The sequence below is a fragment of the Pseudomonas viridiflava genome, from assembly GCF_001642795.1.
GTDB lineage: Bacteria > Pseudomonadota > Gammaproteobacteria > Pseudomonadales > Pseudomonadaceae > Aquipseudomonas > Aquipseudomonas viridiflava.
The window spans coordinates 65681-88802 of record NZ_LKEH01000018.1; the positions used below are offsets into that span (position 1 = coordinate 65681).

At 57.9% G+C, this 23122-nt stretch carries 18 protein-coding genes; 10 read left to right on the plus strand and 8 right to left on the minus strand.

The features are described from left to right. The first annotated feature begins 130 nt into the window (after positions 1-130). Positions 131-2050 carry a hypothetical protein gene (locus tag AO065_RS04070; protein WP_004887336.1) on the plus strand — a complete coding sequence of 640 codons (1920 nt, stop codon included), beginning with the start codon at positions 131-133 and terminating at the stop codon, positions 2048-2050. 302 nt (positions 2051-2352) lie between these two features. On the opposite strand, the gene AO065_RS04075 is transcribed toward AO065_RS04070, so the two are convergent. Together AO065_RS04075 and AO065_RS04080 are read right to left on the minus strand one after the other, a co-directional pair. After that, positions 2353-3294, minus strand: coding sequence for a 3-hydroxyacyl-CoA dehydrogenase family protein (locus AO065_RS04075; RefSeq protein ID WP_004887333.1), 942 nt, complete (start codon positions 3292-3294; stop codon positions 2353-2355). A gap of 304 nt (positions 3295-3598) precedes the next feature. Continuing rightward, positions 3599-3982 (minus strand): winged helix-turn-helix transcriptional regulator, encoded by a 384-nt coding sequence (locus AO065_RS04080; protein ID WP_004887331.1) that lies wholly within the window; start codon positions 3980-3982, stop codon positions 3599-3601. A 103-nt stretch (positions 3983-4085) separates the two neighbouring features. Here AO065_RS04080 and AO065_RS04085 point away from each other — a divergent pair, with 103 nt between their 5' ends. Next, on the plus strand, positions 4086-5204 hold the full coding sequence (locus tag AO065_RS04085) for an NADH:flavin oxidoreductase (RefSeq protein WP_032652325.1): 1119 nt from the start codon (positions 4086-4088) through the stop codon (positions 5202-5204). A gap of 220 nt (positions 5205-5424) precedes the next feature. Next, entirely contained in the window at positions 5425-6405 is a 981-nt protein-coding gene (locus tag AO065_RS04090; protein ID WP_032652334.1) for a ketopantoate reductase family protein, read from the plus strand. 147 nt (positions 6406-6552) lie between these two features. Here the strand turns inward: AO065_RS04090 and AO065_RS04095 are convergent, their stop codons facing one another. From AO065_RS04095 to AO065_RS04105, 4 genes are all read right to left on the minus strand, one after another. Then, positions 6553-7800 carry a ribonucleotide-diphosphate reductase subunit beta gene (locus AO065_RS04095; protein WP_004887325.1) on the minus strand — a complete coding sequence of 416 codons (1248 nt, stop codon included), beginning with the start codon at positions 7798-7800 and terminating at the stop codon, positions 6553-6555. 633 nt (positions 7801-8433) lie between these two features. After that, positions 8434-9039 (minus strand): Fic/DOC family protein, encoded by a 606-nt coding sequence (locus AO065_RS04100; RefSeq protein ID WP_004887323.1) that lies wholly within the window; start codon positions 9037-9039, stop codon positions 8434-8436. Beyond that, positions 9039-9209 (minus strand): YhfG family protein, encoded by a 171-nt coding sequence (locus tag AO065_RS26990; protein ID WP_086004541.1) that lies wholly within the window; start codon positions 9207-9209, stop codon positions 9039-9041. Before AO065_RS26990 ends, AO065_RS04100 begins: the two co-directional genes overlap by 1 nt. Positions 9210-9464: 255 nt before the next feature. Then, positions 9465-12377, minus strand: coding sequence for a ribonucleoside-diphosphate reductase subunit alpha (locus AO065_RS04105; protein ID WP_004887321.1), 2913 nt, complete (start codon positions 12375-12377; stop codon positions 9465-9467). A 688-nt stretch (positions 12378-13065) separates the two neighbouring features. Here AO065_RS04105 and AO065_RS04110 point away from each other — a divergent pair. From AO065_RS04110 to fhuF, 3 genes are all read left to right on the plus strand, one after another. Next, positions 13066-13803 carry a response regulator gene (locus AO065_RS04110; protein WP_004887319.1) on the plus strand — a complete coding sequence of 246 codons (738 nt, stop codon included), beginning with the start codon at positions 13066-13068 and terminating at the stop codon, positions 13801-13803. A gap of 6 nt (positions 13804-13809) precedes the next feature. Further along, on the plus strand, positions 13810-15420 hold the full coding sequence (locus tag AO065_RS04115; protein ID WP_004887317.1) for an ATP-binding protein: 1611 nt from the start codon (positions 13810-13812) through the stop codon (positions 15418-15420). A gap of 429 nt (positions 15421-15849) precedes the next feature. Beyond that, entirely contained in the window at positions 15850-16527 is a 678-nt protein-coding gene (gene fhuF, locus AO065_RS04120) for a siderophore-iron reductase FhuF (RefSeq protein ID WP_050562207.1), read from the plus strand. A gap of 31 nt (positions 16528-16558) precedes the next feature. Here the strand turns inward: fhuF and AO065_RS04125 are convergent, their stop codons facing one another. Then, on the minus strand, positions 16559-17284 hold the full coding sequence (locus tag AO065_RS04125; protein ID WP_198430953.1) for a 4'-phosphopantetheinyl transferase family protein: 726 nt from the start codon (positions 17282-17284) through the stop codon (positions 16559-16561). Between the two features lie 262 nt (positions 17285-17546). Beyond that, positions 17547-18335, minus strand: a complete 789-nt coding sequence (locus tag AO065_RS04130) for a dienelactone hydrolase family protein (protein ID WP_004887304.1) — start codon at positions 18333-18335, stop codon at positions 17547-17549. Between the two features lie 160 nt (positions 18336-18495). Here AO065_RS04130 and AO065_RS04135 point away from each other — a divergent pair, with 160 nt between their 5' ends. The 4 genes from AO065_RS04135 to AO065_RS04155 all read left to right on the plus strand — a co-directional run bounded on the left by AO065_RS04135 (position 18496) and on the right by AO065_RS04155 (position 23067). Further along, complete coding sequence (locus tag AO065_RS04135; RefSeq protein WP_004887302.1) at positions 18496-18840, plus strand: hypothetical protein; 345 nt, start codon at positions 18496-18498, stop codon at positions 18838-18840. Positions 18841-18873: 33 nt separating this feature from the next. Then, the gene (locus AO065_RS04140) at positions 18874-19551 is read left to right on the plus strand and encodes a response regulator (protein ID WP_004887300.1); all 678 of its coding nucleotides are present in this window, start codon (positions 18874-18876) and stop codon (positions 19549-19551) included. Further along, complete coding sequence (locus AO065_RS04145) at positions 19548-20894, plus strand: ATP-binding protein (protein WP_004887298.1); 1347 nt, start codon at positions 19548-19550, stop codon at positions 20892-20894. Before AO065_RS04140 ends, AO065_RS04145 begins: the two co-directional genes overlap by 4 nt. Positions 20895-21714: 820 nt before the next feature. Then, positions 21715-23067, plus strand: coding sequence for a dicarboxylate/amino acid:cation symporter (locus tag AO065_RS04155; protein WP_004884198.1), 1353 nt, complete (start codon positions 21715-21717; stop codon positions 23065-23067). The last annotated feature ends 55 nt before the right edge of the window (positions 23068-23122 follow it).

Genomic DNA, 23122 nt, shown 5'->3' on the forward strand with positions numbered 1-23122 from the left:
CGATAAGGGTTTCAACACGAAACGCTTGGCTGCTAAATGCATACTACTTTCGGTAGCGCTTGGCGGGCTGTCGACAATAAGTTTGGCCGCGTCTCAACCCCTGCCGTGTGAAACACCACCGGGTGGGATAATGTTCGTCACTCAAGACTGCATCGACCCTGAATTTGCTAACCCCGTAATAGATAGCCGGGAAGATTTGAAAAGCCCTGTTCCAACGCACCGCGTTTCCGGGCACTTCGAAGGCACCGATGTTAAATTCAGCTTTTTTTTCCCGCCGAAAGCCCAATGGAAGGGGCGTTTTTTCCACAAGGTATATCCCTTGGGCGATGGTAGCGTTCCGGACCACATAATCAAATTTGGTGCCGACAGCGGTGCCTATACCGTGGACACTGTTTCGCCCTCTGGCTACCGCGCCAACGCAGCAGCTGCAAAGTTCTCGAAAGTGGTCGCTGGCGAATACTATGGATTGCCTGTTTCTCAGATCCACGGCTACATCTACGGTGGAAGCGGTGGCTCTTATCTGACCATCGCTGCAGCCGAGAACTCGTCGGGGGTATGGGACGGGGCCGTCCCGTTCGTCATTGGCGTCCCAACCTCCATTCCAACCAATTTCTTTGTGCGTGCTTTCGCACGTCTTGTACTCGAAGATAAGGCGCCACAGATTTCCGACGCTATGCGACCTGGCGGTAGCGGCGATCCTTTTGCAGGACTTGACGCCACTGAGGCGGCGGTTCTTGCGGAAGTCACGGCAATGGGGGTACCCCTGCGCGGGTGGGATAATTACGCATACATCCTGGGTCTCAATGACCTGCAGGGTTTACTGGGGTTTGCCAGTACGGTCAAAGGTATCGATCCCGGCTATGCAGATGACTTCTGGAATAAACCTGGCTACCTCGGTACCGAGCAATCCCCTCTGGGCGATCTTGTACGAAGGGCGAAGATTGACCGCGTAGTGTCGGTCCAAAAGATAGACCGTGACTCAGCTGGCAAGCCTTTACGCTTGCACTTGGCAGGGCTGCCACACTTCAAAAACAACGCTTGGTTTGACTTTACTCTCGAAGGAGCAGAAGAGGGCAACCGAAAATTGCTTGGGTCGTTAGATGCTGAGCACGGGGTCATTACTCTGTCCGCCCAAAATCAAACCGATACGCTCAACATCCTAAAACAAGGGACCAGGGTTCGTGTCGACAATCGCTGGGCAATTGCGCTGACCTCCTACCATCGGCATCAGGTGCCGGCTTCTGGTGGATTTACTGTGTGGGATCAATTTCGCACTGCAAACGGTTCACCGCGCTACCCGCAACGCCCCCAAGACGTAGGCTCAATAATCAGCGCCGGTGTCAGCGGAGGCGGTAGCTTTACCGGCAAGATAAACAGCAAGATGATAGTCATCGCTAACGCACTTGATGTCGATGCCTACCCTTGGGATGCCGACTGGTATGGCCGACGATTGAAGAGAGGGCTGGGTAATCAGTACGACGCGAAGGTGCGAATCTGGTTAAACGACAACGCCGACCATTTGGATGGCAGTGTTGTTGCCTCGGGCTCGGCTGACAATCAGTTTGTGAGACTCATCAATTACAACGGCATCCTCGAACAAGCCGTCAGGGACGTAAGCGCTTGGGTGGAAAACGGTATAGAGCCGCCTCGCTCCACTCGATACGCAGTCAATAATGGGCAAGTCTCATTACCTGCAGATGCGCCAGCCAGGCAAGGTATCCAGCCTGTCGTAAAACTTACGTCCAAGAGCGGTGAGAGAATCATTGCTAAAGTCGGGCAGCCCATCACGCTTCTCGGTGACATTGCAGTCCCTCCTTCTGCAGGCAAAATCGTGAAAACAGAATGGAGCCAGACGGGGAGTGATGATTTTCAAGACGCGCCGCTTCCTCATCGGCCGTCAGAAACGCTCGCTCTACATAAAACGCTCGTTTACTCGAAACCTGGCACCTATTACCCCGTGCTCCGTGTGACATCCCAGCGTGAAGGGGAAGCCAACACAGAATTTACGCGGGTCGGTAATTTGGCAAGAGTGCGCGTCATAGTGGAGTAGGAATACCAGGGCGGCTACCGTCTCGAATATCAAGTCTTCCAGCGGCGCCAGGCTTGTTCACCCGAACCAGATTGACGCCGCTGGTGCTCACGTAGCCAGTGCGGTTTTGCTATTCAAATTCGTCCCATACCCTTCAAGCGATGCCGGTGAGGTAAAAGACCGCAACCACGACGGCGCCCGCCAGTTGTTGGCTCATTGGCCGTCGATTGCTATTGTTTTTATGCCTAGGCCTTTATGAGCGCGGGCGGTATGCAATGGGTGAAACGGTCCTTGTGTATGAGCGGCGTCCCTGCTCGGCAGCTTCAAGGCTTGAGCGCAAACCGCAACTGGTGCCCGCGGCGACTCAGCAACCGTTCGTGGCGTGCTTCATCCCAGCGATAGAACCCTTGACCGCTGCGCAGGCCGGTATTGCCCGCAGCCACTTTTTCCTTGAGCAGCTCGATGACTTCTGTCCCTTGGGCCAATTGCGGCATCAGGTGAGTGGATATGTCTATGAAAGTATCCAGTCCAGCCATATCGGCCGCCTCCAGCGGGCCCACCATGCCGTAGCGGCGGCCCAGTGAGGCCCGCATCACCCGATCCACTGTATCCGCATCGGCGATTCCACTCTGGACGATATGCAGTGCTTCTCTCAGCAGGGCAAATTGAAGACGATTTCCGATAAAGCCGGGCGCTGCTTTCTCCAGTAGTACGGCTTCCAGATCCATGGCCTCAAGCATCACACGCACTTTTTCGATAAGGTGCGGATCGGTGGCGGTACCGGGCACCAGCTCCACTAACGGAATAAAGTGTGGAGGATTCCAGAAGTGCGCGATGAACAGCCGCTCCGGGTGCTTCAAACCCTCTGCGAGGCTGTCAGGTGGGAAGCCACTGGTATTACTGGCGAACACGCAATCGTGTCTCACGATGCCTTCCAGCTCTCGATAAAGGGACTGTTTCAGCGGCAGACGCTCGGGTACCGCCTCTATCAGCAGATCCACATCTGCCAGTTCAGTCAGGGTGTTTACGGGTATCAAGCGCGACAAGGTCTCGTTGCGGTCAGCCTCGTCGAATTGGTCGGCCGCTATCAATTCGTTGAGAATGACGCCCGCTACCGTCGGAATTTCCGCCAGCCGCTCAAGCTGCGGGTCGTATAACCTGACCTGGCAACCGTGACGTGCAAGGTGCAACGCAATTCCAACCCCCATAAGGCCGGCACCCAAAACTGCTGTGGACGCGAAGGCGGTTTTGGCGGAAGTGTCCATATTATTTATCCTTATTATGCGTCAAGGTTGGTTCAGAACCGGCGTGCGAACAGCCGGCCATTTATCCTCGTCAATGCAGAAAGACGAGTCCATTTCGAGTATGGACTTGACCCATTGATTTGTTAATTTTGTTTTTCTTATGCATTGATTTGTAAAGCTAATAAATGATTTCTTAAAAGGACTCATTCCGAGGTATACGCGATAACCCTGGGCACTCATGCAGTGGTAGTAGGTTCAGAGATACCGCAGATGAATCGAGGAAATAAACCCATCGCAGATGGCAGTGGCGGCGAGTAACTAAAAATTACTCTGTCAGGTTGACTTGTGCGGCCTCGTCAAACTTCAACCGGGCAGCTTCAACATCAGGCAATTTATCAAGCGTCCATTTATGCAGCTCACGAAATGGCTGCTGAAGTGTGCGTCCAAGTTGGGTGATCTCATATTGGACTGCAACGGGCGAGAACGAGATGATGTGGCGCGAGACCAAGCCATTTCGTTCCAGTCTCCGCAGGCACTGTGTGAGTGCCTTCTGGGTGACGCCCTCAAGGCGGCGCTTGATAGCGTTAAATCGGTGTGGCCCGTCATCGAGCACTGCCAGAACCATCATTGACCACTTATCAGCAATCTGGTCGAACAGCGCTCGACTTGGGCAGTCCGACGAAAAGCATTGTGGCTTTAATTCCAACATCGAAGTTTCCTCATGTATACCTAGGCGACTCTAGGTGCCTAATTGACCTTCAGGTCTATAAATTATACTTATGTGGCTTCCTGAAGCAAATGGAGTCCACCCTATGTCAAAACTTGATACCAGCGTTTTATTTCGTCCTCTTTCCATCCGGTCGCTTGAGTTGAAAAATCGGATTGTCATGGCTCCGATGACGAGGCAATTTTCGCCTGATGGTATTCCTGGTGAAGGGAGTGCGGCCTATTACCGGCGCAGGGCCGAGGGTCGAGTCGGGTTGATTTTGTCAGAAGGCACCGTCGTTGATCGGCCCGCTTCACGCAATGGTCCCGGCATTCCTTTTTTTCATGGTGAGGCAGCGCTGGCCGGATGGAAGAACGTGATTGATTCGGTTCACAACGCTGGTGGTCGCATGGGGCCGCAAATCTGGCACACCGGTGCGGTGCGAGAAGCCAGCGGCTGGGAGCCTGATGTATCTGTTGAAAGCCCATCCGGCCTCAATTCGCCAGATGACCCGCGCGGCGTGGTGATGAGCGAAGAGGATATTGCAGACGCAGTTGCTGCGTTCGCAAAGGCAGCGGCGGATGCCAAACGCCTGGGCTTCGACACAGTCGAGATCCATGGGGCTCATGGTTATTTGATTGATCAGTTCTTCTGGGCAGGCACCAATCAGCGCACTGATCGTTACGGGGGACTGACGATCAAAGAGCGCTCCCGATTTGCTGCGGACATCGTATCTGCCGTCCGTCACGCGGTGGGGCCTGAATTCCCCATCATCATGCGTGTCAGCCAATGGAAGCAGCAGGACTTTAGTGTGCGCCTCGCTGAGACGCCTGGTTTGATGGAGCAGTGGCTGTTGCCGTTGGTCGAGGCGGGTGTCGATGTCCTGCATTGCTCGCAGCGACGTTTTTGGGACCCCGAGTTTCCCGAAGTTGATGGTGAGAACGGGCTCAACTGCGCGGGCTGGGCAAAGAAAGTCACTGGGGCTACAACCATCAGTGTCGGTTCAGTAGGGCTGGATAACGACGTGACTCACGCATTCGCCGGTGAAGGATCCACCCCCGCGAGCCTGGACCGGCTTGTTGAGCGCATGGAGCGTGAAGAGTTTGATCTGATCGCAGTAGGACGTGTCTTGCTGACCGACAAGGATTGGGTCGCCAAAGTGGAAAAAGGTGATTACGCAGGCCTCAAGGGCTTCAATCCGGCATCTTTGGCTGAACTGGTATGACGTTGATTGCGGCGTAGAAAGTGTGTGCCACGCAGGCTTCAGTCTTTAATAAAACAGAGGTCTGTGATGGTGCTGCGAACGACGTCAGCCGTTATGAAATTGTTGTGATACTGGCCAATCATGTTGGCCAGCCTGCCTGCATTGATGCAGGATTGAGTTCGGTCGTTTGGCCGAATTCCAGAATTCGTTTTTCCAGGAATTTCGTCCCCTGAGGTATGCCATGCGTGTCGCTGTCGTTGGTGCTGGAGCAATCGGTGGTTTCCTGGCGTGCAAACTGTTTGCCGCTGGCCACGATGTGAGCGTGGTTGCGCGTGGTGCAACGCTTGAAGCGATTCGTGAAAATGGGTTGAAGCTGTACACGGGCGATGATCTTTTGACTGCTCGTCTGCGGGCTACATCCGCCCCCGAAGAGCTTGGCACTCAAGACATGGTGATATTTGCCGTCAAGGCGCCAGCGCTGCCACTGGCTGTGGCAAATGCCGAGGCGCTGATTGGCCCGCAGACGTGCGTCATCCCTGCACTGAACGGCTTGCCTTGGTGGTATTTCCTTAAAACGGCGCAGGCGCTGTCGGGTTTGCGTCTGGAGGCTGTCGACCCAGATGGCGTAATAGAAAAAGCCATTCCTGTTGAAACCGTCATCGGCTGTGTTGTGTTCCCGTCCTGCACAGTGCTGAGTCCGGCGGTGATTAAACACATGTCCGGGAGCAGAATCGTTTTTGGCGAGCCAGGGGGTGGTTATAGCGAACGGACCGAAACCATCGCCAGGATTTTTTGTGATGCCGGTTTTGATGCCCACGCCCACGAAAATGTACGCGAAGAGATATGGCTGAAACTTCTGGGAAACGCGTGCTACAACCCTGTCAGCCTGCTGGTCGGCGCTGCAACCGATGAGCTGATTGATGACCCGTTTCTCCATGCGTTGTTCATTAACATGATGGACGAGTTGCTTGATCTGGGAAGGCGGCTGGGGCTTGCACCGCCGATTGATCCTGAGCAAAGGATCGCAATCACCCGCAAACTCGGCAAGGTGAAAACCTCCATGTTGCAAGACATCGAGGGGAACAGGCCCGTCGAAATCCAGGCCATCCTGGGAGCGCTGGTATCGGTGGCCGATCGGGTAGGGGCTCCACTGCCTCACACGCGTACTGTATATGCCTTGGCTCGTAGGCGGGCGGCCACCCTGGGGCTTCTCCCAGGCTGAGTGCTTGACCCGTAAATGTGTCGTCTCTTGTTCTCTACTCGCGTCAATCGGGGGCGGTAGTGCTTTGACAATTTTGGACTCGCACAAAAAAGCCAGGAAGCTTTCGCGCCCTGGCTTTTTCACTACAACCGGTTCAACCCCAAGCTATCAATCCCAGCTCAGCGCCCCACCCGTCTGATACTCAATAACCCGAGTCTCGAAGAAGTTCTTCTCTTTCTTCAAGTCCATGATCTCGCTCATCCATGGGAACGGGTTGGTGGTACCTGGGTACTCTTCCTTCAGACCGATCTGGCTCAGGCGACGGTTGGCGATGAACTTGAGGTAGTCCTCCATCATCGCTGCGTTCATGCCCAGTACGCCGCGTGGCATGGTGTCACGTGCGTATTCGATTTCCAGCTGAGTGCCCTGCAGGATCATCTGCGTGGCTTCTTCTTTCATCTCGGCATCCCACAGGTGCGGGTTTTCGATCTTGATCTGGTTGATCACGTCGATGCCGAAGTTCAGGTGCATGGATTCGTCGCGCAGGATGTACTGGAACTGCTCGGCGACGCCGGTCATTTTGTTGCGACGGCCCATGGACAGGATCTGGGTGAAGCCGCAGTAGAAGAAGATGCCTTCCAGAACGCAGTAATAGGCGATCAGGTTGCGCAGCAGTTCCTTGTCGGTTTCGACGGTGCCGGTTTCGAACTTCGGATCGGAGATCGAACGGGTGTACTTCAGGCCCCAGGCTGCTTTCTTCGCGACCGATGGAATCTCGTGGTACATGTTGAAGATCTCGCCTTCATCCATGGCCAGCGATTCGATGCAGTACTGGTAGGCGTGGGTGTGGATCGCTTCCTCGAAGGCCTGGCGCAGGATGTACTGGCGGCACTCCGGGTTGGTGATCAGGCGGTACACAGCCAGCACGAGGTTGTTGGCAACCAGCGAGTCGGCGGTGGAGAAGAAGCCCAGGTTGCGCATGACGATGCGGCGTTCGTCGTCGGTCAGGCCTTCCGGGTTTTTCCAGAGGGCGATGTCGGCGGTCATGTTGACTTCTTGCGGCATCCAGTGGTTTGCGCAACCGTCCAGGTACTTCTGCCAGGCCCAGTCGTACTTGAAGGGTACGAGCTGGTTAAGGTCGGCGCGGCAGTTGATCATCATCTTTTCGTCAACGGCAACGCGAGCGCTGGCGCCTTCGAGTTCGGCCAGACCTTCGGCAACGTCCAGTGCATCCAGCGCTTTCTTGGCGCGGATCAGGGCTGCGGAGTCGTTGGCGGTGACGGCACGTGCTTCCTGGGCCGCTGCGCCACCGGCGCTGTCGAGGCGGTCCATGTTGGCTTCGTTGGCGTGACCGGCGTTTGCCGCTTTGGCAACTACTTCGCCGTCTTCTTTATCGAATTCGTCCCAGCTCAGCATGGTGATGAGGCTCCCGCTTGAGGATCGCCGTAGCGACCTTGGTTAGATTTTAAGGTGTGAAGTGCCCACGTCGTCAGCTCGAAAACGCAGGTACTGAAATTGAGGCTGTCTTTGATGCTGCGATTGACCGGTTATGAGCGTGTCGGTCGTCCGTTCGGTTTGCTGCCGTGGCAATGCCCTACAGGCGAGCAAAGCGAGTGATCTGGATTGCTTTGAGGTGATGCAATTTTGCTGATGCAAATTGTCATTCGAGTACCCTGAAGCGAGCGCGGGATTATACAGATTTTGCCCGGCACTTGTTGAACCGAAAGTAGATTTCGGTGGGTGATTCACGCTTTTTTCTCGCAGGCTTCAGCATCGGTTTACGCGTTGCTGAAAGCAGCAGGAAATTCAGCTGAATCCCTTATCTAGTGTTTTTTACATTTCGAAACGCAGCATATAGTGCCTGCCGGTTTTGGGCAACAGGCTGCGTTGTCGCACATAGGTCGGGTTTTCACTGATGCGTAATCGATAGATTTCCTGCGCATCGCGGCTGCCGGGCTTCTTGGCGTGATGAGATGTTTGAGGGGATGATTTGCGGTCTGGTTTGGCGCTGATTTTAACTGCGAATTCATGCTGGATTCGACGAGCGGTTCAGCTCTCAGACGGGATAGGTTTTCCAATGCAGCGCTCGAATACATTGATAAGCGCATCGTATTCACAATCTACGGCATCGATATTCGCTTGCGTCCACTCCTCGGCCTCGACTGCCCACCAGCTAATGTCGTAGCCAACGTTCATGATGAGATGTTCAAACAGGACTCGTTGAGCTCTGCCGTTGCCTTCCCTGAAAGGGTGAATGACATTGAGGTCGCCGAATGCCTCGGCGCTGGCTTTCACAAGCTCCTGCCGTCCCAAATCTTGAAACCAGTTTGCTTTGGCAAGAGATGCAAATAGCTTTTTAGCTTCAGGCTCAATGCGAGTCATCGTGCAAAAACGCGTGTCGCCCTTGGATATGTCTACCATGCGCAGTTCTCCTGCCCAGTCATAGAGATCGGCGAACAGAAGGCGATGGAGATTCCTGAGGTAGAGGAGATTGTAGGGAGGCGCAGCAAACTCGATCAGATTCAAAGCGACTTCAGACAGCGCACGCTCCGCTTCCGCCAATACGTCATCCTGAATCAGGTTCAATCGATTTTTCAAAACCGTTGTGCCGGGATGGCAGTACGGATCCTGGCCAGCACCGTATTTATCGAGCATCAGGCCTGTTTGTTACGGTAGGTTTTTAAAAGCTCTTCTCGCGTCGGGAGAGTACGCTCGGCATCGAGTGGCGTGCTGTCATAGCCTTCCAGGCGCAAGCTGGCTGCGTAATTGGAGCGGCGTACTTTTGCAAAGTGAGCTTTTTTTGCCTGAATTGAGAGCGTCGGCATGATTGAGACTCTGATTTTGTAGAGCCGTCAGTTTAGCCAAAAAAGGAGGCGTGTTGGGGGACAGGTGATCAGAAACCTTTGTAACAGCTAACAAAGGCCAGAGAGGGGGGATTTGGCTTCGGCGATGATCGACAATCTGATAGGGACCTACGACGAGCATTGGCACGATCACATTCAAGCGTAAACGCCACACAACAAAAAGCCCCTGAAAAGGGGCTTTTTGTTTACTGCCGTACGGGGCTCAGACGCTCAGCCTTATTGGCAAGCCTCGCAATCCGGCTCGTCGATGGCGCACGCCTTTGGAACCGGTGCCGGACCTGCCGGTGCGGCTTCGGTCGGGCGCGGGGCGGTGATGGCCGAGTCGTCCGGGCCGTGGCCGCCGCTCGATACTGCGTTGAGCTTGCCGGTGTTGACGGTCGACTTCTCGGTGCTGGTCGCAGCCAGGGCACGGAGGTAGTAGGTGGTTTTCAGACCACGGTACCAGGCCATGCGGTAGGTCACGTCCAGCTTCTTGCCCGATGCGCCAGCGATGTACAGGTTCAGCGACTGAGCCTGATCGATCCACTTCTGACGACGGCTTGCCGCGTCGACGATCCACTTGGTGTCCACTTCGAAGGCAGTCGCGTACAGCTCTTTGAGCTCCTGCGGGATGCGCTCGATCTGTTGCACCGAACCGTCGTAGTACTTCAGGTCGTTGATCATGACCGAGTCCCACAGATCGCGAGCCTTGAGGTCGCGAACCAGGTACGGGTTGATCACGGTGAATTCGCCCGACAGGTTCGATTTCACGTACAGGTTCTGGTAGGTCGGTTCGATCGACTGCGACACGCCGGTGATGTTGGCGATGGTGGCGGTCGGTGCGATGGCCATGATGTTCGAGTTACGGATACCTTTCTGCACACGGGCACGTACCGGTGCCCAGTCCAGGGATTCCTTCAGGTCGACGTCGATGTACTTCTCGCCACGCTGCTCGATCAGGATCTGTTGCGAATCCAGCGGCAGTATGCCCTTGGACCACAGCGAACCCTGGAACGTCTCGTAGGCGCCACGCTCGTCGGCCAGATCGCAGGACGCCTGGATGGCGTAGTAGCTGACCGCTTCCATCGAGGAGTCGGCGAACTGCACGGCAGCATCGGAACCGTACGGGATGTGCTGCAGATACAGCGCGTCCTGGAAGCCCATGATGCCCAGGCCGACCGGACGGTGGCGCAGGTTGGAGTTCTTGGCCTGCGGTACGGAGTAGTAGTTGATGTCGATGACGTTATCGAGCATGCGAACGGCTACGTCGACAGTGCGCTTGAGCTTGTCGGTGTCCAGTTTGCCGTTGACGATGTGGTTCGGCAGGTTGATCGAGCCCAGGTTGCAGACAGCGATCTCGTCCTTGTTGGTGTTGAGGGTGATCTCGGTGCACAGGTTCGAACTGTGAACCACGCCCACGTGCTGCTGCGGGCTGCGCAGGTTGCACGGATCCTTGAAGGTCAGCCATGGGTGGCCGGTTTCAAACAGCATCGAGAGCATCTTGCGCCACAGATCCTTGGCCTGGATGGTCTTGAACAGTTTGATCTTGCCTGGGTATTCGGTCAGCGCTTCGTAGTACTCGTAGCGCTCCTGGAAGGCCTTGCCGGTCAGGTCGTGCAGGTCCGGTACTTCGGATGGCGAGAACAGGGTCCACGGGCCGTCATCGAAGACGCGCTTCATGAACAGGTCAGGGATCCAGTTGGCGGTGTTCATGTCGTGGGTACGACGACGGTCATCACCGGTGTTCTTGCGCAGCTCGATGAACTCTTCGATGTCCATGTGCCAGGTTTCCAGGTAGGCACAGACAGCGCCCTTGCGCTTGCCGCCCTGGTTGACCGCTACAGCGGTGTCGTTGACCACTTTCAGGAACGGCACGACGCCTTGCGATTTGCCGTTGGTGCCCTTGATGTACGAGCCCAGCGCACGAACCGGCGTCCAGTCGTTGCCCAGACCGCCTGCGAATTTGGACAGCATGGCGTTGTCGTGGATCGCGTGGTAGATGCCCGACAGGTCATCCGGCACGGTGGTCAGGTAGCAGCTGGACAGCTGTGGACGCAGGGTACCGGCGTTGAACAGCGTCGGGGTCGACGACATGTAGTCGAAGGACGACAGCAGGTTGTAGAACTCGATGGCGCGGTCTTCACGAGCCTTCTCTTCGATGGCAAGGCCCATGGCCACGCGCATGAAGAAGATCTGCGGCAGTTCGAAACGTACGCCATCCTTGTGGATGAAGTAACGGTCGTACAAGGTCTGCAGGCCCAGGTAGGTGAACTGCTGATCGCGCTCGTGGTTGATCGCCTTGCCCAGCTTCTCGAGGTCGAACTCGGCCAGCACAGGGTTGAGCAGCTCGTACTTGATACCGGCAGCGACGTAGGCAGGCAGTGCCTTGGCGTACAGGTCGGCCATCTCGTGGTGCGTGGCGCTTTCGGCCACTTGCAGGAAGCTCAGGCCTTCGGCACGCAGGGTGTCCATCAGCAGGCGGGCGGTCACGAACGAGTAGTTCGGCTCACGCTCGACCAGCGTACGGGCAGTCATCACCAGCGCGGTGTTGACGTCTTTCAGCGCAACGCCGTCGTACAGGTTCTTCAGGGTTTCGTTCTGGATCAGGTCGGCGTCGACTTCAGCCAGACCTTCGCACGCTTCGGTAACGATGGTGTTCAGGCGGCCCATGTCGAGCGGCGCGAAGCTGCCGTCAGCGCGGGTGATGCGGATCGAAGGGTGAGCCTGGACTTCGTCTTCCGGCGCACGAACGGCACGCTCCTTGGCGCGCGAGTCACGGTAGATGACGTAGTCGCGGGCCACTTTCTGCTCGCCGGCACGCATCAGGGCCAGTTCGACCTGGTCCTGGATTTCTTCGATGTGGATGGTGCCGCCCGAAGGCATGCGACGCTTGAAGGTGGCGGTGACCTGTTCGGTCAGGCGGGCAACGGTGTCGTGGATGCGCGACGAGGCGGCAGCAGCGCCGCCCTCAACTGCAAGAAACGCCTTGGTGATGGCGACGGTGATCTTGTCATCGGTGTAAGCGACGACAGTGCCGTTACGCTTGATCACGCGCAGTTGACCAGGAGCGGTTGCGGACAGGTCCTGCTGGGCCTGGCCTGACAACGGCGCAGTGGTCGGCGAGTTCTCGCGAGTTGTGTCTGTTTGCATGGGTGTCTCCACGTTCTTTAAGTTTGTTCGGGCATCGCTGCCCACCGTTCCGTTTTGTGACAGTGAGTCGCCAACCGGACGACTCAATGACTCCAAAACGGAGGTGGAGGCGGGTTTGGCCGCTTCCGGGTTTTGAAGTCAAAAAGGGACTGGGTCATGTGCCCAATCCCTTGCAGATCTGATGAAGCTTGCGTGTTCTATGTTGCAAGACGTGTACCGGGTCGTCTGGGTATAAGCGCGCGCGGTTTGGTTACTGATTACGTCTTAAAGTTCAACCCCTCAAACGCAAGAAAAATGCTTGAATTTTTCAATTGAGTTGTGCTGGAGTTTTCGCAGAAAACCCTACATGTAGGGTGTGACTGCAGGTCGGGCTACAAGATAATGCGTTTCGGATATCAATTGCAACGTACGACCTGTGGATAAACTTGTGAGTACTTTGTGTATGAATCACCGACATCGCGTGTAGGCCGCATGGCTGCTGCGTTGGACCGTTTGTCACTGATTTTTACAGATGTCCTCGGGCCACAGCGGATTTTTGCGGGCGCGAACCCTATCACGGAAAAGGCAGGCTGCAAGGGGTATCTGGCATGTCGTGTGCTTTGCCGCGCGATTGCTACAATCGCCGGACATCCGCGTTATGCGGCGGTGCCTGAATCCGCTATTCCATAACAACAAAAGGAAGCCCTTCGTGGAGCCACATACCTGGCAGGTGCTCATCGTCGAGGACGATCAGCGATTGGCGCAACTGACCTGCGACTACCTGCAGAACAACGGCCTGAGCGTAAGGATTGAAGGCAATGGCGCGCTGGCGGTAGAGCGCATCATTCAGGAACAGCCGGATCTGGTCATCCTCGACCTGATGCTGCCCGGCGAAGACGGCTTCAGTATTTGCCGCAAGGTGCGCGACCGCTACGACGGGCCGATCCTGATGCTCACCGCCCGCACCGACGACACCGATCACATTCAGGGGCTGGACACCGGCGCTGACGATTTCGTCTGCAAGCCGGTTCACCCGCGCGTGCTATTGGCGCGCATTCACGCCTTGTTGCGCCGTAGTGAGGCGCCACAGGTGCCCGCCGCCGAGCTGCGCAGGCTGGTGTTCGGGCCGCTGGTGGTGGACAACGCACTGCGCGAGGCCTGGTTGCGCGAAGAAAGCATCGAACTGACCGGTGCCGAATTCGACCTGTTGTGGCTGCTGGTGGCCAACGCCGGGCGCACGCTGTCCCGTGAAGAAATCTTCACGGCCCTGCGCGGCGTGGGGTATGACGGGCAGGATCGCTCCATTGATGTGCGCATCTCGCGCATCCGTCCCAAGATTGGCGACGATCCTATCCACCCGCGTCTGATCAAGACCGTGCGCAGCAAGGGCTATCTGTTTGTGCCTGAAGCCGCGCAGGACATGAGCGGCCATGTGTTCAGCGGCTGACCTGTCATGAACTCGATCTTTCTGCGTATCTATGGCGGCATGCTGGGCGTTCTGGTGCTGGTGGCGCTGCTCGGCATGCTCGCGCTGCATGGCCTCAATCAGGCGCGTGGCGAGCAGTACCGTGAGCGTCTGGCCCACGGCACGTTCACGGTCATGGCCGATAACCTGATCGCCCTCAACGATGTGGAGCGTCGCCGTGCGCTGGCGGTCTGGGAGCGTTTGCTGGGTATTCCGCTGAGTCTGCAAAGCCTTGAGCAGGCACAACTGGACAGCAGCGCCCGCAGTCGGCTGGCGCGTGGGCAGGTGGTGGTCGAGCAGATCGGCCCGCATGCGGCGAAGGTCTATCGCCAGTTGAGCGACAAGGAGCCGCTGCTGCTGACGGGCGAGGTGCAGCAGATCACCGAGCAACTGGCGAGGGCGACTATTTACTTGCTGATCGATGAATTGGTGCGCTCCCCGGTCGATGAGCAACCGGCGCGCCTGCAGGCGTTGCGGGTCGACAAGGGGTTCGGTTTCGACATGCACCTGCTGGCGCTGGATCAGGCTGATCTGGATGACGACCAGCGCCGCCGCATCTATGAAGGCGACACGGTCATGGCGCTGGGCAAGGGCGGTGACTCGATCCGTGTGCTGGCCGGAATCGTCGACACCAATTGGGTGCTGGAAATCGGCCCGCTGTACCAGATGAATCCCTATCCGTTGCAATGGCTGGTGCTGATCGCCTTGCTGGGGCTGTGTTTCATCGGGCTGGTGGTGTATTTGCTGGTGCGGCGTCTGGAAAGGCGGGTGCTGGCGCTTGAAGCGGCCGCCACGCTGATTGCCCAGGGCAGTCTGCAGACGCGCGTGCCCACCGAGGGCTCGGATTCGGTCGGCCGGCTGGCAGCGGCTTTCAATAGCATGGCGGAGCATTTGCAGCGCTCGCTGATGATCCAGCGCGAACTGGTGCGCGCGGTGTCCCATGAACTGCGCACGCCGGTGGCACGTTTGCGCTTCGGGCTGGAGATGGTCAGCGACGCGACCACGGCCGAAGCACGCCTCAAGTACATGCGCGGCATGGACAGCGATATTCAGGACCTCGACAAGCTGGTGGATGAAATGCTGACGTACGCCCGGCTTGAACAGGGCGCGCCGACGTTGAATTTCCAGCGTATCGATCTGGAGGCGTTGATCGATCAGGTGATTGCCGAGCTGGCGCCGTTGCGCGCTGATGTGCGGGTTTCACGGGGTGAGTGCATCACCGCGGCTGAAGGTGAAACGGCATGGGTCGAGGCGGAACCGCGGTACATGCACCGGGCGCTGCAGAATCTGGTCAGCAACGCCATGCGCCATGCCGAAACGCAGGTGTCCATCAGCTATCGCCTGGGTGCGCAGCGTTGCCGCATCGACGTGGACGACGACGGCCCCGGTGTTCCGGAAGACGCCTGGGAGCAGATATTCACCCCCTTCATGCGCCTCGACGACAGCCGCACGCGCGCCTCGGGCGGGCACGGGCTGGGACTGTCGATTGTGCGGCGCATCATCAACTGGCACGAAGGTCGAGCGCTGATCGGGCGAAGTGAAAGTCTGGGCGGCGCGTGCTTCAGCCTGTCCTGGCCACGTACGCAGGCGCCGAGGTGAAGGGATGCAGTCATCCATCGAAAGAGCGCTTTTGTGGGAGGCGGCTTGCCGACTATGAACGATGACGCGGTATATCAGGAAAATCGTGTCATCGTTCATCGCGGGCAACCCCCCTCTTATGAAACAACATGTAATCTGCTGAATGAAAACGTTTTTTTGTGGGAGGCGGCTTGCCGGCGATGCAGTCGACGCGGTGTCAGGAAAATCGCGTAATCGTTCATCGCCGGCAAGCCGCCTCCCACGGTCCGGTGTTTGCTGCGCGACAGCGCTACGTCGAAGACGTGGTGGCGCCTCCCACAGTTCGGTGTTTGCCGCGCGACAGCGCTACGTCGAAGGCGTAGTGGCGCCTCCCACAGTTCGGTGTTTGCTGCACAACAGCGCTACGTCGAAGACGTGGTGGTGCTTCCCACCAAAAGTAATCAGTCAATCATGTTTGATGAAAGCCAGCTTGAACTTCGTACACCCGCCAGCGAGGTCGTGGCACTGCCCGACCTGCTGCACCCCGAGCGGCTGGACGCGTTGCTGCTGAATGTCTATGGCGTGACGCTCATGCCCAGCCATTTGCCGGTGCTGGTGTCGCAGTGGGCGAAGTATTACTTCATGCAGATCATCCCGGCGGTCCTGTCGGCCAGTCTTCTGGAAGGACGTCATTACGCGCTGCACCTGGATCAGGTCTCGCTGACGCTGGATGAACGAGGGCTTCCGGTAGGCATCCTGTTCGCAGAAGAGGTCGTCGTATTGGCGCAGGTCGAGACTGATCCGTTTCAGCGCTTTGCCGGTCTGCTCGACGATAATCTGCAGCCTTTCATCACCACGCTAAGCCGTTACGGCGGGCTGGCGAGCAGTGTGTTGTGGAGCAGCGCGGGAGATGCGCTCGAAACCTGTCTGACCGAACTCGCGGCAGGCAGCCATGCATCATTGATGGCAGGGTTCGCCTTGCTGGCTGAGCGCAAACGTCCTGATGGTCGCCTCAATCCGCTGTATCAGACGGTGACCTATATAACGCAGGCCGAAGACGCCGAACCGCGCAGGCAGCGAAAAGCCTGTTGCCTGAGTTATCAGGTGGAGTGGGTCGGTCGGTGCGAGCATTGTCCGCTGCACGATTGATCCCCGAAGACAGCGATCCCGATGGTACTGATCAAGCAGGGATCGAGATGAGGCTCAGCAGATGATCGTCCTGCACGCTGAACTGGCCTTCCAGTTCCTTACCGTGGTGCCATTCGCTGGACAGGTCGATCAGCAGGCGCAGGCGGGCACTGCCGTCCTGCGACCATTCCAGTAGCTCGGCGTGCTCAAAGTAGAAGCGCTGCTGCACGATGGGATAAAGGGCCTTGAACAGCGCTTCCTTGATCGAGAAGGTCAGCGTCACGCGCAACGCGACCTGATCGTCTGGCCCGTTGGCCATGTCGGCCAGCTCATTGGTCGTCAGGATTTCCCCGGCCAGACGCGAGGCACGGTCGTGGCTCAGCAGATGTTCAGTGTCCAGCCCCAGTCCGCGCCATTGCTGTTGGTGCGCCACAATGGCTGCGGCCCAGCCGGTGCTGTGGGTGATCGAGCCACAGATGTCGCCTGGCCAGATGGGCGCACGGTCTTCGCCGATGCCGGGGATGTACTGACGTCCGTCAAGCCTGCGCAGTGCGTCGCGGGCACATAGACGACCGGCGAGAAACTCGGTCTGACGCTTGGCAACCGAGCGCTGGATGCTGGCAGGTTTGTCGACAGCGGTGTGCTGAAAGTCGCCATCGACCAGCTTGAGCGGATCGAAACGGCCACTGACCAGCACCGCACCGGGTACCGCGTAAGGCAACGGCCAGTGCTGGACAAGTTCGGGACAGCAGGCGGGAAGGGCAGGTGATTGAGTCATGAACGGCATTTTGCCGGGGGATCAGGCTTGAGGGAAGGCTTGCGATGATCCTTCCCGCCGCGTCCACTCTTGAATGGGACGCGGAGCGTCCCGGGCTGCATACCCACGCGGAGCATGGGCACGATCAGCACACTGACGGTGATCGTTCCTCACGCTCCGCGTGGGAATGCCTCTCAGGACGCTCCGCGTCCGCTCTCGGATGTGACGTGAAGCGTCACGGTCTGGATGCCCACGCGAAGCATCACGATCAGCGTTCGAGAGATCAACCAAAGATCTTCTTGAAGAACACCTGCATGTCCGACCACGAACTCTGGTCAGCCGCCTTGTCGTAACCGATGTCCGGGCCGCCGTGCTCGCCGTGGCTCAGGCGGTCGGCGTCGGGGTTGGTGAAGCCGTGTTTGGCGCCGTCGATGCTGACGAATTTGTAGTCAGCCTTGGCGTCGTCCATTTCCTTCTTGAAGGCCGCGACGTTTTCAGGCGTCACCATGCTGTCCTTGGCGCCATGTTCGACCAGCATCGGCACCTTGATGCCCGGTTTGGCGGGCGTGTTGGTGACCAGTGCGCCGTGGAAGCTCACCACGCCCACCAGCGGCTCACCGCGACGGGCTGCATCGAGCACGATCTTGCCGCCGAAGCAGTAGCCGATCGCGGCGATCTTCGCAGGGTCGGTCTGCGGCTGTTTTTTCAATTGCTCAAGGCCCGCATCGAAACGCTTGTCGGCGGCGTCGCTGTCCTTGAGGGCGGCCTGCATGAAGGCCATGGCGTCTTTCGGGTGCTCGGTGTTCTTGCCGTCGCCGTACATGTCGATGGCCATGGCGCTGTAACCCAGCGCAGCAAGATCACGGGCGCGACGCTTGGCGTATTCATTCAACCCCCACCACTCATGCACCACCAGCACGCCGGGGCGCGGGCCTTTTATCGCGTCGTCGTAGGCGTAGTAGCCCACCAGCTTGGTGCCGTCGGCACTTTTATAATCGACCTGTTCGGTCTTGATCGCGGCCTGGGCAAGTCCCGCAAGGCCCATCATGATCACTGCCATCCACACGCGCATGTTCAGCTCCTTCTTGAGTGGGGTGTCGCATTGAACGGCAACAATAGCCGATTCGGTGCCATTCAGCGCAGGTTCATGCAGCGTTCAGTCGGGGTTCAGGGCGGCACGCTTACTGTTGAGCCATACCTTGACAGCGTCCCCGAGCGAAAAAGGAGTCCGCATGTTGAACATCAACAAGTTTTTCCTGGCCCTGGCTTTTCTGGGTGGTAGTGCGGCGGCGCAAGCCGGTGATGGCAGAGTCGAGCCGACGCGTATCGAGTTCGGCAAGACCAGCGAACGCCTTGATGATGCCAACGGTTGGAGCCACGAACTGGGCCAGCAGGACCGCAGGAATGTTGCAGTGGGGACGCTTTACTCGCCGCCGGTTTACGGCGTGGTGTCGGGCACCCACAATGGCATGCCCGTCAGCCGTGATATTTTGCTGGGCAGCTATGATGTAACCCGGCATGTGCCTGTGAGCGCTCGGCTGTTGAGTACCGATGCGACGCTGTCGATTCATTCCTGATATTAAGGCTGGGGCTGTGCCTGGGAGGGCTGCATGAAGTTGTTGGTGGTTGAGGATGAAGCGTTATTGCGGCATCACCTGCGGACCCGTCTGACCGAAGCGGGGCATGTGGTCGAAGCGGTGGCCAATGCCGAAGAGGCGCTGTATCAGGTCGGTCAGTTCAATCATGATCTGGCCGTGATCGACCTGGGTCTGCCCGGCATCGGCGGTCTGGACCTGATTCGTCAGTTGCGCACCCTGGGCAAGTCTTTTCCGATCCTGATCCTGACCGCGCGCGGTAACTGGCAGGACAAGGTCGAAGGTCTGGCTGCCGGTGCCGACGACTACGTGGTCAAACCGTTTCAGTTCGAAGAGCTGGATGCGCGGCTCAACGCCTTGCTGCGTCGTTCAAGCGGTTTCATTCAGTCCACCATCACTGCCGGGCCGCTACTGCTGGACCTCAACCGCAAGCAGGCGGCGCTGTCCGAGCAGCCGCTCGCGCTGACGGCCTACGAGTACCGGATTCTTGAGTACCTGATGCTTCATCATCAGCAGGTGGTGCCCAAGGAGCGATTGATGGAACAGCTGTACCCCGACGATGACGAGCGCGATCCGAACGTGATCGAAGTGCTGGTGGGCCGTCTGCGTCGCAAGCTGGACAGCAACATGGCCTTCAAACCCATCGAAACCGTACGCGGCATGGGCTATCTGTTCACTGAGCGCTGTACGTGATTCGTTCGCTTCGCCTGCGCCTGATGCTGGGCGCTGTGACGCTGGCGATCATCTTCATGCTGCTGATGCTGCCTGCGTTGCAGAGCGGCTTCAGCCTGGCGTTGCGCGGTGCGATCGAGCAGCGGCTGGCGTCGGACGTGACCACGATGATTTCTGCGGCGCGTGTCGAGGATGATCATCTGTTGATGCCTTCGGTGCTGCCGGGCGAGCAGTTCAACCTGCCGGGCAGCCGCCTGATGGGCTACATCTATAACCGTCAGGGGCAGATGGTCTGGCGTTCGCTGTCCACCGAAGACCTGGACATCGACTACCACCCCAACTATGACGGGCAGGGCAGTCAGTTCACCAAGATCAAGGAAATCAACGGCGACGAGTATTTCGTCTACGACGTCGAGATTCGCCTGCTGGGTGGCCGCAATGCCGCTTTCAGTATTGTCGCTGTGCAGCCACTGCGCGGGTATCAGGAAACCGTCAACAATTTGCGTCAGAAACTCTATCTGGGGTTCGGCGCTGCCTTGCTGGTATTGCTGGGGTTGTTGTGGGGTGGCCTGACCTGGGGCTTGCGTGCCCTGAGGGGACTGAGTCACGAGCTTGATCAGGTGGAAGCTGGCGAGCGCGACAGCTTGAGCGAAAAACACCCCAGTGAACTGCTGCGTCTGACCGATTCGCTGAACCGCCTGTTGCGCAGCGAACGCGAGCAACGGGCACGCTATCGCGATTCCCTGGGCGATCTGGCCCACAGCCTGAAAACCCCGTTGGCGGTCTTGCAGGGGGTCAGTGAAAACATTGCCAAACGTCCCGAAGATGTCGAGCAGGCCCGCGTGCTGCAATCGCAGATCGAGCGCATGAGCCAGCAGATCGGCTATCAGCTGCAACGCGCCAGCCTGCGCAAGAGCGGGCTGGTGCGTCATCACGTGATGCTGCGGCCGGTGATCGAAAGCCTGTGCAACACGCTGGACAAGGTGTACCGCGACAAGCGGGTCAAGGTCACGCTGGACCTGCCCGAGGATTGTCAGGTGCACATGGAAGAGGGCGCACTGTTGGAAATGCTCGGTAACCTGTTGGAAAACGCCTACCGACTGTGCCTGAGTGAAGTGCGCGTCAGCTTTAGCGCATCGGCGTCCGGCGACGAGCTGTGCATCGAAGACGATGGCCCCGGCGTCCCGCAGTACCAGCGGGCTCGAATCCTCGAGCGCGGCGAACGTCTCGATCGCCAGAACCCGGGGCAGGGCATCGGCCTCGCCGTGGTCAAGGACATCATCGAAAGCTACAGCGCACAACTCACGCTGGATGATTCGCCTCTGGGTGGCGCGGCGTTCAGGATTCACTTCATGGCGGAGTAGGTGTGGGGCTGAATGTGACGCTCTGCGTCACGGGCAGGTGCGCAATACCAACCTGTGGAGGCGCCACTACATTTTCGATGTAGCGCTGTCGCGCAGCAAACACCTGACCGTGGGAGGCGGCTTGCCGGCGATGAACGATGACGCGATTTTCCTGAAATACCGCGTTGACTGCATCGCCGGCAAGCTGCCTCCCACAGTCCGTGGTCGCAGCAAGACTCGGGTATAACGCTGAGCACAGGCATGGGCATGATCGGCGTGCTTGAGATCACGCTGATCGTTCCTACGCTCCGCGTGGGAATGCCGCCCAGGACGCTCCGCGTCCGCTCTTGAATGTGGCGCAGATGCGTGACCAAGCTCCAGCGTTATCCATGTCATGCGCTCGGCTCACTGAATCCGCAATCTGTGCCATTTGTGACGCAGAGCGTCACGGGATGCATGCCCACGCGGAGCGATAGGCACGATCAGTGGTGAGGCGGATTTGTGTATAACGATGAGCGTTCCTGCGTGGTAACGCCGCTCAGGACGCTCCCGTACCCACTGCGAAAGGCGGATACCCGCCACTGAAGCCCGGTTTTCAGCTCAATACGGCGGAAAACCGCCATCTCTTTTTCCGGTTTCCGGCTATCGTTACCCCAGCGCCCTTGTAATACGTGGCGTTGATGTCCTTTTGCCTGCATGGCACGCCTATTGCTATCTAACCTGTAGAGGTCTGCCCCGCGCAGCTCGACAAAACAAATCCCTCCAATGCAGGAGGGTTAGCGCTTTATAGGCTCGCGTGCATCCGGTGAAGATGCCGACGACGCCCTTGAGGATAACTGCAATGACGACTCGTCAGCCCATCTACAAATCTCTCTATTTCCAGGTAATCGTAGCGATTGTCATCGGTATCCTGATCGGCCACTTCTACCCTGACACCGGCAAGGCCCTCAAGCCGCTGGGTGACGGGTTCATCAAGCTGATCAAGATGGTCATCGCCCCGATCATCTTCTGCACCGTTGTCAGCGGCATCGCCGGCATGCAGAACATGAAGTCGGTCGGCAAGACCGGTGGTTACGCACTGCTGTACTTCGAAATCGTTTCGACCATCGCCCTGTTGATCGGCCTGATCGTTGTGAACGTGGTTCAGCCGGGTGCCGGCATGAACATCGACGTCAGCACCCTCGACGCCTCCAAGATTGCTGCTTACGTGACGGCTGGTCAGGACCAGAGCATTGTCGGCTTTATCCTTAACGTCATTCCGAACACCATCGTCGGCGCATTCGCCAACGGCGATATCCTGCAAGTCCTGATGTTCTCGGTGATCTTCGGTTTCGCCTTGCATCGCCTGGGTGCCTACGGCAAGCCGGTGCTGGACTTCATCGATCGCTTCGCTCACGTGATGTTCAACATCATCAACATGATCATGAAGCTGGCGCCAATCGGCGCGTTCGGTGCCATGGCCTTCACCATCGGTGCCTACGGCGTGAGCTCGCTGGTGCAGTTGGGTCAGTTGATGATCTGCTTCTACATCACCTGCGTACTGTTCGTGGTGCTGGTACTGGGCGCCATCTGCCGCGCTCACGGCTTCAGCGTCTTCAAACTGATTCGCTACATCCGTGAAGAACTGCTGATCGTACTGGGTACGTCTTCGTCTGAATCGGCCCTGCCTCGCATGCTGATCAAGATGGAGCGTCTGGGTGCCAAGAAGTCGGTCGTAGGTCTGGTTATCCCGACGGGCTACTCGTTCAACCTGGACGGTACTTCGATCTACCTGACCATGGCGGCCGTGTTCATCGCTCAGGCGACCAACACCCATATGGACATCACGCACCAGATCACCCTGTTGCTGGTCCTGCTGCTGTCCTCCAAGGGTGCTGCTGGCGTGACCGGTAGCGGCTTCATCGTTCTGGCTGCCACCCTGTCGGCTGTCGGCCACCTGCCGGTTGCCGGTCTGGCGCTGATCCTGGGTATCGACCGCTTCATGTCCGAAGCCCGCGCCCTGACCAACCTGGTCGGTAACGCTGTTGCTACCGTTGTGGTTGCCAAGTGGGTGGGCGAGCTGGACACCGACAAGTTGCAGTCCGAGCTGACCTCCGGTGGTTCCGCGATCCTGGAAACCCGTCCTGAAGACGACCTGGGCGTCGCTGAAGGCCCGACTCCAGCCAATGCTGTGAACACCGGCAAAACCGTCTGATCATCCTCAGGCCATGAAAAAACCCATCTTCGGATGGGTTTTTTTATGCCTGCAT